Origin of the sequence: Anaerotignum faecicola (assembly GCF_003865035.1) — a bacterium.
Taxonomy (GTDB): Bacteria; Bacillota; Clostridia; order Lachnospirales; family Anaerotignaceae; genus Anaerotignum_A; species Anaerotignum_A faecicola.
The window spans coordinates 426,805-441,943 of record NZ_BHVZ01000001.1 but is presented as its reverse complement, the minus strand read 5'-3'; the positions used below and the strand labels follow the sequence as shown (position 1 = coordinate 441,943).

Annotated in this window: 12 protein-coding genes; all 12 read left to right on the top strand. The window is 48.4% G+C overall.

Going from position 1 to position 15,139, the window contains the following annotated elements; all coding sequences use genetic code 11:
* Positions 1-29: 29 nt before the first annotated feature.
* The 12 genes from EJE48_RS01980 (at position 30) to EJE48_RS01925 (ending at position 14,966) form a co-directional block, all read left to right on the top strand.
* Positions 30-752 carry a DUF554 domain-containing protein gene (locus EJE48_RS01980; RefSeq protein WP_118582697.1) on the top strand — a complete coding sequence of 241 codons (723 nt, stop codon included), beginning with the start codon at positions 30-32 and terminating at the stop codon, positions 750-752.
* 17 nt (positions 753-769) lie between these two features.
* The gene (truA, locus tag EJE48_RS01975) at positions 770-1,546 is read left to right on the top strand and encodes a tRNA pseudouridine(38-40) synthase TruA (protein WP_118582634.1); all 777 of its coding nucleotides are present in this window, start codon (positions 770-772) and stop codon (positions 1,544-1,546) included.
* A gap of 219 nt (positions 1,547-1,765) precedes the next feature.
* Complete coding sequence (gene rplM / locus EJE48_RS01970) at positions 1,766-2,203, top strand: 50S ribosomal protein L13 (protein WP_016407795.1); 438 nt, start codon at positions 1,766-1,768, stop codon at positions 2,201-2,203.
* Between the two features lie 18 nt (positions 2,204-2,221).
* A complete protein-coding gene (rpsI, locus tag EJE48_RS01965) occupies positions 2,222-2,614 on the top strand; it encodes a 30S ribosomal protein S9 (RefSeq protein WP_016407794.1) in 393 nt (130 codons plus the stop codon).
* Positions 2,615-2,845: 231 nt separating this feature from the next.
* Positions 2,846-5,215, top strand: coding sequence for an efflux RND transporter permease subunit (locus tag EJE48_RS01960; RefSeq protein WP_118582637.1), 2,370 nt, complete (start codon positions 2,846-2,848; stop codon positions 5,213-5,215).
* A complete protein-coding gene (locus tag EJE48_RS01955) occupies positions 5,160-8,459 on the top strand; it encodes a GLUG motif-containing protein (RefSeq protein WP_160117295.1) in 3,300 nt (1,099 codons plus the stop codon). Before EJE48_RS01960 ends, EJE48_RS01955 begins: the two co-directional genes overlap by 56 nt.
* A 76-nt stretch (positions 8,460-8,535) precedes the next feature.
* Positions 8,536-9,225 carry a response regulator transcription factor gene (locus tag EJE48_RS01950; RefSeq protein WP_016407791.1) on the top strand — a complete coding sequence of 230 codons (690 nt, stop codon included), beginning with the start codon at positions 8,536-8,538 and terminating at the stop codon, positions 9,223-9,225.
* Positions 9,212-10,264, top strand: coding sequence for a histidine kinase dimerization/phospho-acceptor domain-containing protein (locus EJE48_RS01945; RefSeq protein ID WP_016407790.1), 1,053 nt, complete (start codon positions 9,212-9,214; stop codon positions 10,262-10,264). Before EJE48_RS01950 ends, EJE48_RS01945 begins: the two co-directional genes overlap by 14 nt.
* Positions 10,265-10,544: 280 nt before the next feature.
* Positions 10,545-10,877 (top strand): hypothetical protein, encoded by a 333-nt coding sequence (locus EJE48_RS01940; protein WP_016407789.1) that lies wholly within the window; start codon positions 10,545-10,547, stop codon positions 10,875-10,877.
* 491 nt (positions 10,878-11,368) lie between these two features.
* On the top strand, positions 11,369-12,877 hold the full coding sequence (locus tag EJE48_RS01935) for a sugar ABC transporter ATP-binding protein (protein WP_016407788.1): 1,509 nt from the start codon (positions 11,369-11,371) through the stop codon (positions 12,875-12,877).
* Between the two features lie 19 nt (positions 12,878-12,896).
* A complete protein-coding gene (locus tag EJE48_RS01930; protein WP_016407787.1) occupies positions 12,897-13,892 on the top strand; it encodes an ABC transporter permease in 996 nt (331 codons plus the stop codon).
* Positions 13,893-13,985: 93 nt separating this feature from the next.
* A complete protein-coding gene (locus EJE48_RS01925; protein WP_016407786.1) occupies positions 13,986-14,966 on the top strand; it encodes a sugar ABC transporter substrate-binding protein in 981 nt (326 codons plus the stop codon).
* Positions 14,967-15,139 lie beyond the last annotated feature (173 nt).

The window sequence follows — 15,139 nt, the reverse complement described above, 5'->3', positions numbered from 1 at the left end:
CAAAAAATACAAAAGAGAAGGGTGAAAGCATGATTGGTTTGGGAACACTTATCAATGTTGGCGCGATTATCATTGGAGGCCTGCTGGGGCTGTTTCTGGGACGAAACGTGAAGGTGCGCTATCAGGATATCCTTATGATTGCTGTTGGGATTTGTGTGCTGATGCTTGGCATTGGCGGCACAATGGAGCAGATGCTTTCGATTACGGATGGAGGGCTTGCCAGCGGCGGTTCTATGATGCTGATTATTACCATGGCTGTTGGCGCTTTGGCAGGCGAATGGATGAATATTGAGAAAAAGATGGAGCAGTTCGGTGTCTGGCTGAAAAAGAAAACCGGCAGCAACGGGGATAATGCCTTTGTGGATGCCTTTGTAACGACATCGTTGACGGTCTGCATCGGCGCAATGGCAGTGGTCGGGGCGATTCAGGACGGGATTTACGGCGATTACAGTATTCTGGCGGCAAAGGCAATCCTGGATTTGATTATTGTATTTATCATGACGGCTTCGATGGGAAAGGGGTGCATCCTTTCTGCGATTCCTGTTGGAATTTTTCAGGGACTGGTAACGCTTCTGGCAAGGCTGATTGAGCCCTTTATGACAGAGGCGGCATTGTCAAATCTTTCTTTTGTCGGCTCAGTGCTGCTGTTCTGTGTCGGAGTAAATCTGGTCTGGGGCAAAAAGGTGAAGGTAGCGAATCTGCTGCCGGCGATTCTGCTTGCGGTGCTGTGGAGCTTTGCGCCTTGGGCATAAAAAGGAGAATAGGATTGATGAAACGGATTTTACTGACAATCGCATACGATGGAACGAATTATTCCGGCTGGCAGAAGCAGAAGGATGAAGCGGTGATCACTGTGGAAGGCGAACTGACGAAGGCTTTGCGGCTGCTGTTCCGCAATCCTGCGTTGGAGTGCGTCGGCGCAAGCAGAACGGACGCAGGCGTGCATGCCTTGGGGCAGCGTGCGGTGATTGACGTGGAAACAAGTATCCCGGCGGAGAAAATCCCTCTGGCGATTCGCTCCTTTTTGCCTGCGGATATTGTGGTGACAAAGGCGGAGGAAGTTGCAGAGACATTTCACCCACGGTTTGACTGTGTGAAAAAAACGTACGAATATCGTTTCTGGAATGCGCCTGCGAAGAATCCGAAGGAACGGCTCTATTCCGCCTATGTGCAGAAGCCGTTGGATGTGGAACGGATGAACGAGGGGGCAAAGGCATTTCTCGGAACGCATGATTTTGCGGCATTCTGTGCGGCAGGCGCGCAGGTTTCGACCACAGTGCGGACGATTTTTGACTGTCATGTGGAAAAGCAGGGAGAGAGTGTGCGGATTCTGGTGACGGGGGACGGCTTCCTTTACAATATGGTGCGGATTCTGGCAGGGACGCTGCTTGCGGTCGGCATGGGAAGGCTGGAGCCAAAGGCGGTTGCCGCAATCATCGCAGGGAAGGACCGCCGCGCCGCAGGGCAGACCGCGGAGCCGCAGGGCTTAACCCTTCTGGAGATTTTCTATGACGAAAAAGACCTGTACGAAGCAGCGAAAAATTGATAATTTAACAAAAATATCTTGACACGGTCTGTATACAAGATTATAATATAAGGGCTGTTAATATGATTTTAAGGCTGAAATCAGCTTTAAATATATGTTTCTCAAGGTGGGACCCAATAAGTTATGTGTTTTGCGCATAATGGAGATCGACCGTATTCGTTCCTGCGTTGCGGCGAAGTCAACGGGTCAAACAAAATAATATGACAGGAGGTAAAAACCATGAGAACTACTTACATCGCTAAAGAAGCGGACATCGTAAAAAAGTGGTACGTGATTGACGCTGAAGGCGTAACACTGGGCCGTCTGGCTTCCGAAGTTGCATCTATTCTGAGAGGGAAAAACAAACCTCAGTATGCACCCAATGCTGACATGGGCGACTATGTTATTATTGTGAATGCAGAAAAAGTTGCTGTTACAGGCAAAAAGCTGGAACAGAAAATGTATCGTCACCACTCCGGTTGGACAGGCGGTCTGAAAGAAACAAGACTGGACAAAATGCTGGAAACACACCCCGAAAGAGTTATCGAGCACGCTGTAAAAGGTATGCTTCCTAAGAATGCTCTGGGCAGAAAGATGTTCGGCAAGCTGCATGTTTACGCAGGCGCAGAACACCCTCACGCAGCACAGAAACCCGAAACACTGGAATTCAAATTCTAATCGAAGGAGGAAAGCATAATGGCAGCAGCTAGATATTACGGCACAGGCAGAAGAAAATCTTCCGTAGCTAGAGTATACCTGGTACCCGGCAACGGTAAAATTACAATCAATAAAAGAGACATCGACGAATATTTCGGTCTGGAAACACTGAAACTGATCGTTCGTCAGCCTCTGGAACTGACAGAAACAGCAGCAAAATTTGACGTTATCGTTAACGTTTGCGGCGGTGGCTTTACAGGTCAGGCAGGCGCAATCAGACACGGTATCTCCAGAGCACTGCTTCAGGCAGATGGTGACTACAGACCTTCTCTGAAAAAAGCAGGCTTCCTGACAAGAGACCCTCGTATGAAAGAAAGAAAGAAACCGGGTCTGAAAGCAGCAAGACGCGCACCTCAGTTCTCCAAGAGATAATTACGCGTTTCAAAAAGCATTTACAGAAATCCTCAAAACCTTGTGTTTTGGGGATTTTTTACTTGGCATTTTTTCCGAAAGGGATTAAAATTCTGTTATAAAAGCGTTCAAAGCCGACAAATCCTATCAAAAATATTGACGGGAAAACAAAAATAAGTTAAATTACTTATGTAAAGTATACAGGTGCAGAGACACTTTCTCAAAGATTTCAATGACTTCGGAGGGATATATGTGACGAAAGAGCATGGAAAGAAGAAAAACAGACTGGAAGGTATCGCCCGTTTTATTGTAGAAAAACGCAAGGCGATTTATTTGATTTATATTTTACTGGCGATTTTTTGTTGCTTCTCCGCAGGATGGGTTTCGGTAGACAACACGCTGACGGACTATCTGGCGGATGATACGGAAACGAGCCGCGGCCTCAAGCGGATGGATGAGGAATTTATTACCTATGCAACGGCGGAGGTTATGGTGGATAACATTTCGTATGCCGATGCGGAGGTGCTTTGTGATACTCTGGAGGATATCGAAGGGGTGAAATCCATCACCTTTGATGATACAACCAAGCATTATGTGGATGGGGCGGCGCTCTTTTCCGTTACCTTTGACGGAGAGAACGACGATCCGCTTTGTGAGGAGTCCTTACATAAAATCGAAACGGAAATGCAGGACTATGATGCGTATATTTCTGCGGAGCTGGGCAACACCAAGGCGGAAACCATCGCGAAGGAAATCAATGTTGTTATGGTGCTGACCTGCGGCATTATTCTGGCGGTACTGCTGTTTACCTCCCGTACCTATATGGAAGTACCCGTTATGATTATGACCTTTGGCGCAGCGGCGATTCTGAATAAGGGGAGCAACTTTATGTTCGGGGAAATCTCCTTCGTTTCGGACTCCATTGCGATTGTATTGCAGCTTGCGCTGGCGATAGACTATGCGATTATCCTATGCCACAGATATATGGAAGAAAGAGAGAGTAGCGAGCCGATGGATGCCGTTGTTGCGGCGCTTTGCAAGGCAATTCCCGAAATTTCCGGCAGCTGCTTGACAACGCTTTCCGGCTTGGCTGCGATGGCATTTATGCACTTCCAGATTGGTCTGGATATGAGTATGGTGCTGATTAAGGCGATTATTCTGAGTATTCTGTCTGTATTCACGCTGATGCCGGGTCTTTTGTATTCCTTCAGCAGCAAAATCGACAGCACACATCACAGAAATTTTGTGCCGAATATTACAGGCTTTACGAATGTTGTCATTCGCCTGCGCCATGTAACACCGATTATTTTTGTAGTTTGCCTGATTGCGTCCTTTCTGATTTCGCAGAACTGCCCTTATGTATACAGCTATGAGCATCTGACGACCTATACGAAGAATGATTCGCAGATTGCGGAGGAAAAAATCAAGGATACTTTTACGGCATCGAATATCCTTGCACTGCTGATTCCCAGTGGGGATTATGAGAAGGAGCAGCAGCTGGCGGAGGAACTGGAGGCAATGCCGGAGGTGGATACGGTTACGAGCCTGGCGACCACAGAGGCGGAGGAAAAGGACGGCGAAACCCTGCGTCTGGGGGATAAGATGACACCCAGAGAGCTGGCGGAATTTGCCGATATTGATATTGAGCTGGTGGATTTGCTGTATACGGCGTATGCGGTGGATCAGGAGGAATACGGGCATATCGTGGGTGGTATCGACCATTACGGGGTACCTCTGATTGATATGTTTGAATTTATTTATGATGAGATACAGGACGGCGCAGTTTCTCTGGATGCGGAGCAGCAGAAGGATTTAGATGACCTGTATGATGAGCTGACAGACGGGAAGGATCAGCTGAACAGCGGAAAATACAGCCGTCTGGTTATGGATCTGAATGTATCGCAGGAGAGCGAGGAAACCTTTGCTTTTCTGGACAAGGCAAGACAAACGGCGCAGAATTATTATGGGGATGATGTGCTTCTGGTCGGCAATGCGACAAGCAACTTTGATCTTTCCGCAACCTTTGGGGAGGATAATACCCTAATCAGCATCCTTTCTATTGTGTTTGTTATGATTGTTCTGCTCCTGACGTTCCAGTCGGCGGGGGTTCCGTTTATTCTGATTCTGGTTATCCAGGGCAGTGTATGGATGAACTTTACCTACCCGACTCTGCGCGGCACGCCTATTTTCTTCATGAGCTATCTGGTTGTTAGCTCAATTCAGATGGGTGCGAATATTGACTATGCGATTGTTATCACAAACCGTTATATGGAGCTGCGTCAGAAGATGCCGAAGATTGAAGCAATGAAGCAGTCGCTGAATCTGGCGTTCCCGACGATTTTCACCTCAGGGAGTATCCTTGCGGCGGCAGGCACGGCAATCGGGTTCCTTTCTTCGGATGGTGCGATTTCCGGTATCGGTATCTGCTTAGGCAGAGGGACACTGCTTTCTATTCTGCTGGTTATGGGAATTTTGCCGCAGCTTTTGCTGTTGGGTGATTTCATCATTGATAAGACCTCCTTCAAGAAGCCGGAGAGGAAGGAAAAGAAGGCGAATGAGGAGGAAAATGAGGAGAAGAAAGAAAACGTGCCAATCGGAAAGGAGGCGGTGGAAGGTGCATAAGGGACTGAAAAAAGGAATTGCCGTTCTGGCGGCTGCGGTGCTCTTTTGCGGCAGCGCTCCCGTGGATATCTATGCGGCGAATACGGTGACGATTTCTACGAGAAAGGACTTTCTCCGCTTTGCGAAAAATTGTACCTTGGACAGCTGGTCGGCAGGGAAAACCGTTGTGCTGACGGCGGATATTGATTTGGGACGCGTGAATTTTTCACCCATCCCGATTTTCGGGGGCACCTTTGAAGGCAACGGGCATACGATTTCGGGGCTGAATCTGGAGCAGGATGGCTCTCAGCTTGGCTTATTCCGCTATGTTGCGGAGGGTGGCGTTGTGAAAAACCTAAAGGTCGAGGGGAACGTAACCCCCGGCGGCAGCAGAAGCAGCATCGGCGGTATTGTCGGTGAAAACAACGGCACGATTACGGGATGCAGCTTTGACGGTACAGTGGAAGGCAAGGATACGGTCGGCGGTGTTGTCGGCAAAAATAAAGGCGAGGTGCGCGAATGCAGTGCATCGGGCGAAATTCACGGTGAGCTGTCTGTCGGCGGCATTGCAGGCGAAAACAACGGTTTTCTGGCGGAATGCAGAAATGAGGCGGATGTCAATACCGAATACGAGGAAAAAAAGCAGGAGCTTTCCGACATTGATACAGATGCGGCGGCAATTCTGGAAAAATACAGAATTTCAAAGGAGAACACCGAGCGCAGCAATCTGACCTATACGGATATTGGCGGCGTGGTCGGTTTCAGCGATGGCGTGGTGCAGGGCTGCGACAACTATGGCGAGGTTGGCTATCCGCATGTCGGTTATAATATCGGCGGTGTGGCAGGCAGACAGTCCGGCTATCTTCTGGGCTGCGACAACAACGCAGCGGTACACGGAAGAAAGGATATCGGCGGGATTGTCGGGCAGGCAGAGCCGTATCTCTGGCTGAATACCTCGGCGGACAGATTGGACGAGGTACGCGATAATCTGGATATTCTGCATGATATGGCAAATCAGCTTCTGGATGATACCAATGGTCTGGGGGACGATGTTGAGGTTTACCTGAACGGGATGTCCGACCATTCCGAAACGGCGAGCGACCGCGCAAGAGAGGTCAAGAATCAGCTGCAGGATTTTGCGGATGATAATATTGACGAAATCAATACATGGACGGCACTGCTTTCCGATACCATGCGAAAGCTGGAGGACCCGATGAATGGTCTGTCGGATGGAATCGAGGACTTAGGCAAGAATATGCAGGATTTAGGCGATGCTTTTTCTCCGCTGAAAAAGGATTTGCCTGAGATTGACGGTCTGGAGGATGTGGAAGCGCAGGTAGAGAAGATGCAGCGGACACAACGGCAGCTTGCGCAGGCGGTACAGACGCTTTTGCAGGAGCAGAAGGCGCTCAGGGATGCCATTGCCGCAGGCGATCAGGAAAAGGTACGGGAAATCATGCAGCAGATTACGGCAACCCTGCAGCAGATGATGGGATTGCAGCAGCAGCTTCTGGAGGAGCAGAAGAAGCTTGCAGGGCTTCTGGCGGATTTGCCGGATGATGTGAAGGATGCGGCGGATATTGTGCAGAGAAGACTGAAAAGAACCATTACCAACGCGCAGGATGCCTTGGATGATATTGCTGATACAACGGAAAACATTGCGGATTCCATGCGTGATATGAGTGATATTATTTCGGATCTGGCGAATGAAGATCCGGCAACCTTTGTGAAGCTGGGGGATGATTTTCAGGAATCGAGCGATGCGCTGTTTGATTCCATGGGAGATATCTCGGATGATTTGAAGGGGCTGCGTGAGTCTCTGAAAAGCGGCAGACAGACCCTGACGGCGGATATCCGCAGCATAAGCGATCAGTTCCAGAAGATTATGAATCTGCTGTTTGACGAAATAGATGATTTGCGGGATGGCGCGGATAAGGATTTGGATGATATCTTTATTGATGTTTCCGATGAGGAAATCAACCGCACGAAGCAGGGAAAGATTGCGAGCAGCCATAACTACGGCGAGGTTGAGGGCGACCGCAACGCAGGTGGTATTGCGGGTGCGATGTCGATTGACCTTGCGATTGACCCGGAGGATGATATTGCACATCCAAAAACATTGAGCTTTACCTATCGCATGAAGGTGATTTTGCAGGACTGCATCAATGACGGCAAGATTACAGGTAAGAAGGACTGCGTCGGCGGCGTGGTCGGCTATGCGGAAAGCGGTACGGTATATCGTTGTGAAAACTACGCAGAGGCGGAAAGCACAACAGGCAATTATGTCGGCGGCATTGCAGGCTTCAGCGAGGGCACGATTCGCAGCAGCTATGCCAAGGGCAGCATGAGCGGCGGACAATATGTCGGTGGTATTGCCGGCAAGGGCGAAAATGTATATGATTCCTGTGTCATTGCGACTGTAGACGGGGACGAAAAGCTAGGCGTTGTGCTGGGCGGTGCGGAGGATACCGACAGCCTGCGCGGTAATTATTACGCAGAGCAGGATTTAGGTGCAGTGGACGGCATCAGCTATGCAGGAAAGGCGGAGCCGATTTCCTATGAGGCTATGAAGGAAATCAGCGGAATTCCCAAGCGCTTTATCAGCTTTACCGTAAGCTTTATTGCGGACGGCAAAACAGTGGAAACCGAGGAGGTGCCTTACGGCATGGAAACGAGCCGCATCAAGCTGCCGGATATTCCCGAAAAGAAGGGGAGCTTCGGCACATGGGCGGCGTTTGAAACCGATACCGTACAGGGCGATATCAAAATCGAATGTGCATATACGCCTTATGTTACGGTTGTTTCCAGCATGGAAAAGAACGAAAGCGGTAAGATGTCCCTTGCGCTGGCGGATGGTGACTATACCGATGAGGCAGAGCTGCATATCTTTGCAAATGCGGAGGAAGCGGCACCTGCGCAGGCAAAGGGCAAGACGGTTGTGTATGATGTGATTCTGGAGGACAGAGACCTTTCCGATACGGAAAAAACCACCTTGCGTCTTTTGAATGAGAATAAGGAGAAGGTTTCCGTTTGGCAGAAGAACGGCGAAGACTGGAAGGAATTAGATACGAAGAATCGTGGGAAATATGTGGTCTGCAAGATTGACGGTACGGAAGGTACGCTTTGCATCAGCTACGAGGGTGCAGCGAAAAAGACGCTGCTGTTTGTCTGCATGGCAGGCATTGCGGCGGTTGCTGTGATTTTCGGTGCTGTGAAGCTGAAAAAGGGCAGAAAGCAGAAAAAGCAGACAGAAACAGAAGAATAAAAATATTTTGAGGACGGCGGCTTTTCCTTTTAGGCTTGCCGTCCTTATGCTATACTGGAGAAAAAGAGGTGAGCGCATGAAGAACGGGAAATATTGTATTTTGATTGCAGATGATGAAAAGGAAATTCGGGATATTTTGCGGCTGCTGCTGGAGGGCGAGGGCTATGCGGTGCTGACTGCGGAAGATGGCAGAGAAGCGATCGCAGAAGCGGCGGCGGAGGTTGATTTATATATTCTGGATGTGAATATGCCAGAGGTATCTGGATTCCCTGCGGCGGCGGAAATTCGCAAGCACTTTGATGCGCCGATTGTTTTTCTGACGGCGTATTCTACAGAATCGGATAAGGTGATGGGCTTTTCTGTCGGGGCAGATGATTATATCGTAAAGCCGTTTTCCAATATGGAGCTGCTGATGCGCGTGAAGGCGATTCTGCGGCGAAGCAGCGGTGCAAAAGTACCTGTGGTGACAGAGGAAATTCCCTTTGCGGATTTGATTCTGGATACGGAGAGCCGCTCTGTTTCCAGACAGGGGGAAATGATTCCGCTGACCTATACGGAGTTTCAGATTCTGGAGCTTCTTGTGACGCATAAAAAGAAGATTTATTCCCTGGAAAATATCTATCAAAGCATCTGGGGAGAGGATGCCGTTGGCGACAGTGCGATTATGGTGCATATCAAAAATATCCGCAAGAAGCTGGGGGATGATTCCAGAAACCCGAAATATATCAAGACGGCGTGGGGACGGGGGTATTATGTTGACCAATGAGAATGGAAGGAAAACAAAGCGGCTTTCGCGCGAGATTCTGGGACTGCTGCTGATTACGGCAGTGATTGCGCTGTTTTTCTGGGGCTTTTTATATCTGACGGCAAATTCCATTTCCGAAACCTATTTCACAGAGCGCAACCTGCAGCCCTCAGAGGGACAATGGCTGACATTGCGAGCATGGATTCGCAGTGTGAGCCTGCTTTCGACGGTGATTCTGTTTCTGGTGCTGTTTCTGTTCCTGCTGGGGCAAAAGCTGGCGTATCTGAGGGAAATTATACAAGGGGTGGATGCCCTGCGCACACACCGCTTGGAGGATACCATTCCGCTGCGAGAGGCGAATGAGCTGACGGAGCTGGCGGAGCATATCAATTTTCTTTCGGAAACGGAGCGGCGGCTCAGACAGCAGGAAATGGCACTGCAGGCAGAGCGGGAGCGCATGATTCGCGACCTTTCGCATGATATCCGCACGCCGCTGACGGCAATTTTATCCTATTCGGATTATATGAGCCGAAAGGATGGGTATACAGATGCGGAATTACGGGAATATTTTTCGCTGGTGCGGAAGAAGGCAGCGCAGATGAAGGACATGACAGACCGCCTGCTGGAGGGCAGTAAGCGCAATGTGGAGCCGGTGGAAAACGGCAGGCTGCTGATGGAGCAGCTTGCAGGAGAATGGGAGGAAATTCTGGAGGACAGCTTTTCCTGCGAGATTTCTATGGAGAATTGCACCGATTTTCGGGCAGAATGGGATATGCAGGAGATCCTGCGGATTTTCGATAATCTGTCCTCTAATGTGGAAAAATATGCGGACAGTGGACACCCTGTTTTGCTGCAAATGGACAGGGGAGTGGACACCTTACGGATTTTACAGAAAAACGCAGTGCGGCAGACGGCGCAGAAGATAGAAAGCAACCAAATCGGACTGGAGAGCATCCGCAGAATTACCGCCGGCTATGGCGGAGCGGTGACGGTTTCCTTGGACGAAAAGCAATTTCAGATTGAGATTACCCTGCCAGTTGCGAAAAAGTGCCAAGGTTAGCCGAATAGCGGAAGGGTTCGGGAAACGAAGCGTCTTCCCGAATGGAATCCGCAGAGGGGGCTTTGCTCACTCGAGGAAAACAGCATGTTTCGAGACTTTAGCCGATGGAACATGTCTGTTTATTCTTCTGTTTTAACAAGTCGAAATCCTGATTTCGACTTAAGGTGCGCCGGCACCGCCTTTAGAATTCTTTAGAATTTCCTGCACGATTTCTTTAGAATCCTATGCTATGATGAATTCATCAAAGAAAATAAGGCAACAAGAAAGTGAGGAATGGCTTATGGCATTAGGATTATTATTGATTTTATTTATGGTAATGAGCATCATCAGCGTAGTTGGGCTGCTGCTCCTGTTTCTTTTAAAGGGAGAAAGGGCGCAGAAGATTGTGTTTTACTTTATGGCACTTCTGGGGATGTTTATCGCATGGATGACAGCGACAGGATATGCCACCAATCAGATTAAGGAGCAGATGATTTCGTGGGGCTTCGGTGCATTGGCGGTTGTGGCGGTTCTGGTGCGGCTTTGCGGCAAGAGCAAAAATGCAGCATTGGCGGCAAAGCTGCTGGCGGCGGCATCTGTGGTACTCGGTATGGTGGCATTATTTATCGGCTAAAAAGATTAAAATTTCATTAGAAAAAGAAAGGCGCAGGAGGCTTCCTGTGCTTTTCTTTTGTGGGAAAATTTGTCAGGTGCTATCGGTTGAAATATTTTTGTGGATGAAATATAATAGGATAAACTGTAAAATCTGCGTAAAATCCGCAGGAAACAGTGCTGTGTTTTTCGGATGCGGACGAGTGTATTTTTGTTAAAACAATGTCACACATTAGACAAGCCGAAAAGACACTTTCTATAGAAAGTGCATTTAATTATTCTGATTTGAATGGAGTTCTTTTATTCAAATTGAATAGAGGATTTCATACAGTATCTTGACACTTTGGCACATTTGAGTATATACTAAACTCAGATATGTACAGAAAAAGAATGTTACATAAAGGGTGTAAAAAAACAGCACCGGAGAATGGCCTTTGGAAGTGGGTCGGAACGGAAGAACAAATGAAACAGTAAGCAGACGTTTGGGTCTGTGATTACGGAAGGGAGGAACCTATGGGGGATGACATCAAACTTCGGGTTTCAAAAATCGAAAAATCTTTTCCGGGTGTAAAGGCTTTGGATAAAATCGACTTTACAGTCAGAAAAGGGACTGTACATGCGCTGTGCGGTGAAAACGGCGCGGGCAAGTCTACATTGATGAAGATTATCAACGGGATTTATAAGCCGGATGCCGGCGAAATTTTTGTGGATGAGAAATCGGTGAAAATCAAAGATCCCATTATGGCAAGATCTCTCGGAATTGCCATGATTGCGCAGGAGCTGAACTATGTTCCCGAAATGTCCGTAGAGGAAAATATTTTTCTGGGACGCTTGCCTGTGGATGGGATGGGCAGAGTAAAATGGCGCGAGGTGCGCGAAAAAACCGAAAGGCTGCTGAAGGAGGAGCATTTGCCCTATAAGGCAACGGATAAGCTGAAAACGCTGACTACCTCCGATATTCAGATGCTGGAAATCCTGAAGGCAATCTCCAACGATGCGTCTATCGTTGTTATGGACGAGCCTACGTCCTCCATTACGCAGAAGGAGGTTGAGCTGCTGTTTAAGAAGATTGCACTTCTGAAGGCAAAGGGCTGTGCGATTGTTTATATCTCTCATAAGATGGATGAGGTATTCCGCATTGCGGATGATATTACGGTATTCCGTGACGGTACGGTTGTAAAGAGTATGCGTGCGGAGGATACAAACATTGACGAGGTTATCGCGCTGATGGTAGGCCGTCGTATGGAAAACGTATATCCCAAGGAGAATATTGAGATTGGGGAGCCTTTGCTTGAGGTAAAAGACCTCAAGAGCGGTCAGCTGTTTGAGGATGTAACCTTCCATGTAGGCAAGGGCGAAATCGTTGGCTTTGCAGGGCTGGTCGGCGCAGGGCGTACGGAAGTGATGCGCTGTCTGTTTGGGCTTGACCCCATTGACGGCGGTACGGTAAAGGTACACGGCAAGGAAATCAAAATCAAACGGGTAGCCGATGCAACAAAGGCAGGCATGGTCATGCTTTCGGAGGATCGCCGCCGTTACGGCATTATCCCCATGAGAAGTGTGCGCGAAAATGCGAGCCTTGCAGCCTTGGAAAAATTCTTCTATGGCGGGCATGCCCATAGAAAAGAAGAAGAAGCGATGGTTGCAAAATATTTTGATAAAATGAGCGTAAAAACACCGACACAGGAAACACCGATTCAGTCTCTTTCCGGCGGGAACCAGCAGAAGGTGCTGCTGGCAAAATGGATGATGCGTGACCCTGAGGTGCTGATTCTGGACGAGCCCACAAGAGGGATTGACGTTGGCGCGAAATTTGAAATTTATAAACTGATGACAGAAGTGGCACAGGCGGGTAAAGCAGTTGTAATGGTTTCCTCTGAGCTGCCCGAATTGATTGGTATGTGTGACAGAATTTATGTGATGAACCAGGGCCATATTGCAGGCGAGCTGAAGCGGGAGGAATTCTCTCAGGAGGCTATCATGGTTTATGCGACAGGGACACATAGCATTATTCAGGAATAAATAAAGGAGGAGATCAAAAGTGAAAAATAATAAATCAAAAGAGTTAATGCAGAAATTTTCTATTTTCTTTGTTCTGCTGGTATTGATTATCGTATCTTCTGTGATGAACCCCAATTTCTTGAGCCACAGAAATATTACCAATATTGCAGTGCAGCTGGCGGTAGCGACCATTCTGGCGTATGGTGAAATGGTACTGATTGTATCCGGTCTGCTGGACTTGTCCTCGGGTGCGGTGCTTGCACTGTCGGGTGTGCTTTCCGTCAGTGCGTATAAGGCGACCGGCTCTATGGCAGTGGCGTTTGCCGTTTCCATCGGTGTTGCGGTTATCTTCAACATGATTAACGCATTGTTTGTTGCAAACTTCGCATTGCCTGCGTTCATCGTAACACTGGCAACCCAGATGGCGGCGAGAGGTCTGGCACTGCTGTATACCTCCGGGCAGAATATTTTGCAGATTGGGAAATACGCTGTAGTCGGGCAGGGGAAAATCGGTCCTGTTCCCATTCCCGTTATCTTTACTGTTTTGGCGACGATTATTATTTCGTATATTATGAACCAGACACGATTGGGACGTTCCTTCTATGCCATCGGCGGCAATGAGGAGGCCTCTATCGCATCCGGTATCAATGTTGTAAAATCCAAATACATGGCATTCCTGATTAACGGTGTTCTGGTCGGGATTGCCGGCGTGCTGTTCATGGCGCGTGTAAACGCAGGTCTGCCGAATGGTGCGGTAGGCTACGAAATGGAAGGTCTGACGGCTGCCATTGTCGGCGGTACAAGCTTCTCCGGCGGTGTTGGTACAACCTCCGGCTCCTTAATCGGTTCCTTCATCATCGGCTGCCTGAACAACATCATGAACCTGCAGGGCGTAGACTCTTACATTCAGCAGGTAGTAAAGGGTATCATCATCGTGGCAGCTGTTCTGTATGATATCAACTTCAAGAATAAAAAATCGCCCAAGGTTATCCTGCAGAAGAAGGACGAAAAGAAGGAGCCTGCGGCAAAGGCATAACCCAATGATATGGCTTTCATTTGATCAATCAAATGTAAATAAAGCAAAAATGTTCTCAAAAAGGTAATTTCAAAAAGAAAGGGAGAGAGTAAAATGAAAAAGTATTTAGCAGCATTTATGGCACTGGCTATGGCGGCAACCGCTCTGACAGGCTGCGGCGGCGGTGATTCCGCAGGCGGCGATGACAGCAATAAAACCTACAAGGTAGCGTATATTGCAAGAGCGCAGTCTGACTCCTTCGCAGCATGGCTGGCAAACGAAATGGTAGCAGCAGCAGATAAGTATGATGACATCGAGCTGAAGGTATTCGATGGTCAGGCTGACGATGCAAAGGAAAACGCTGCAATCGAAAACGCAATCGCAAACGGCTACGATGCAATCATCGTGCAGCCCAACAACGGCGAAGCACAGAGACCCTACGTTGAAAAAATCGTACAGGCAGGTCTGGTTGCAATCACAACCAACTCCAGAATTGAAGGCATTGAAGGTGCATCCTCTGTCGATGCCGATCCTTACAATCAGGCACAGGTTAACGCTGAGCTGGCACTGACACAGGTTCCCGAAAATGCGAAGGTTGTTGTTCTGAAGGGGCCCTCCGGCAACTTCCACGCTGACCAGAGACGTATCGCATGGCAGGAAGTATTCTTTGACCAGAGACCTGACGTTCAGATTGTAGGCGAAGACTTCGCAAACTGGAACAAGGACGAAGCTATGGCTCTGATGGAAGACTGGACAACAGCACACGGCAAGATTGATGCAGTTATCTCTATGAACGATAACATGGCAGCAGGTGCGCTGGAGGTTGTAAAGGGCAACCCCACTTACAAAGATATGCTGGTATATGGCGTTGACGGTACAGCAGAGGCTTGCCTGCTGATTCAGGATGGTTCCATGACATCTACATGCCTGCAGTCCGCAATCGACCTGGCTGCTCTGAACCTTGACACAGTACACAAGCTGCTGACAGGCGAAGAAACACAGATCGACACAGATATCGAAGAAGTTCTGATTACTGCTGACAACGTAGACGAATACGTTGAAATGTACAAAAAGAACGGTCAGATTACAGAATAATAGAAGGTAAATCTGTTTTTCGTGATTGATTTGTAAATATGAGGTATCATTTTCGGGTTTTCCGGGAGTGATACCTCTATTTTTTTCATGAAAAACTGTACTTTGGAAGGTGTGTAATTCTTGCATAATTCCGTCTATACTGTTATCATAAAAGGGAGAGCGTCTTGCAGGAG

Excerpts from the sequence above, each read along its gene's own strand:
- EJE48_RS01950 (WP_016407791.1), top strand. The coding sequence starts at position 8,536 with ATGAAGAACGGGAAATATTGTATTTTGATTGCAGATGATGAAAAGGAA.
- EJE48_RS01980 (WP_118582697.1), top strand. The coding sequence starts at position 30 with ATGATTGGTTTGGGAACACTTATCAATGTTGGCGCGATTATCATTGGA.
- rpsI (WP_016407794.1), top strand. The coding sequence starts at position 2,222 with ATGGCAGCAGCTAGATATTACGGCACAGGCAGAAGAAAATCTTCCGTA.
- EJE48_RS01945 (WP_016407790.1), top strand. The coding sequence starts at position 9,212 with ATGTTGACCAATGAGAATGGAAGGAAAACAAAGCGGCTTTCGCGCGAG.
- EJE48_RS01935 (WP_016407788.1), top strand. The coding sequence starts at position 11,369 with ATGGGGGATGACATCAAACTTCGGGTTTCAAAAATCGAAAAATCTTTT.
- EJE48_RS01955 (WP_160117295.1), top strand. The coding sequence starts at position 5,160 with ATGAGGAGAAGAAAGAAAACGTGCCAATCGGAAAGGAGGCGGTGGAAG.
- EJE48_RS01925 (WP_016407786.1), top strand. The coding sequence starts at position 13,986 with ATGAAAAAGTATTTAGCAGCATTTATGGCACTGGCTATGGCGGCAACC.
- rplM (WP_016407795.1), top strand. The coding sequence starts at position 1,766 with ATGAGAACTACTTACATCGCTAAAGAAGCGGACATCGTAAAAAAGTGG.
- truA (WP_118582634.1), top strand. The coding sequence starts at position 770 with ATGAAACGGATTTTACTGACAATCGCATACGATGGAACGAATTATTCC.
- EJE48_RS01940 (WP_016407789.1), top strand. The coding sequence starts at position 10,545 with ATGGCATTAGGATTATTATTGATTTTATTTATGGTAATGAGCATCATC.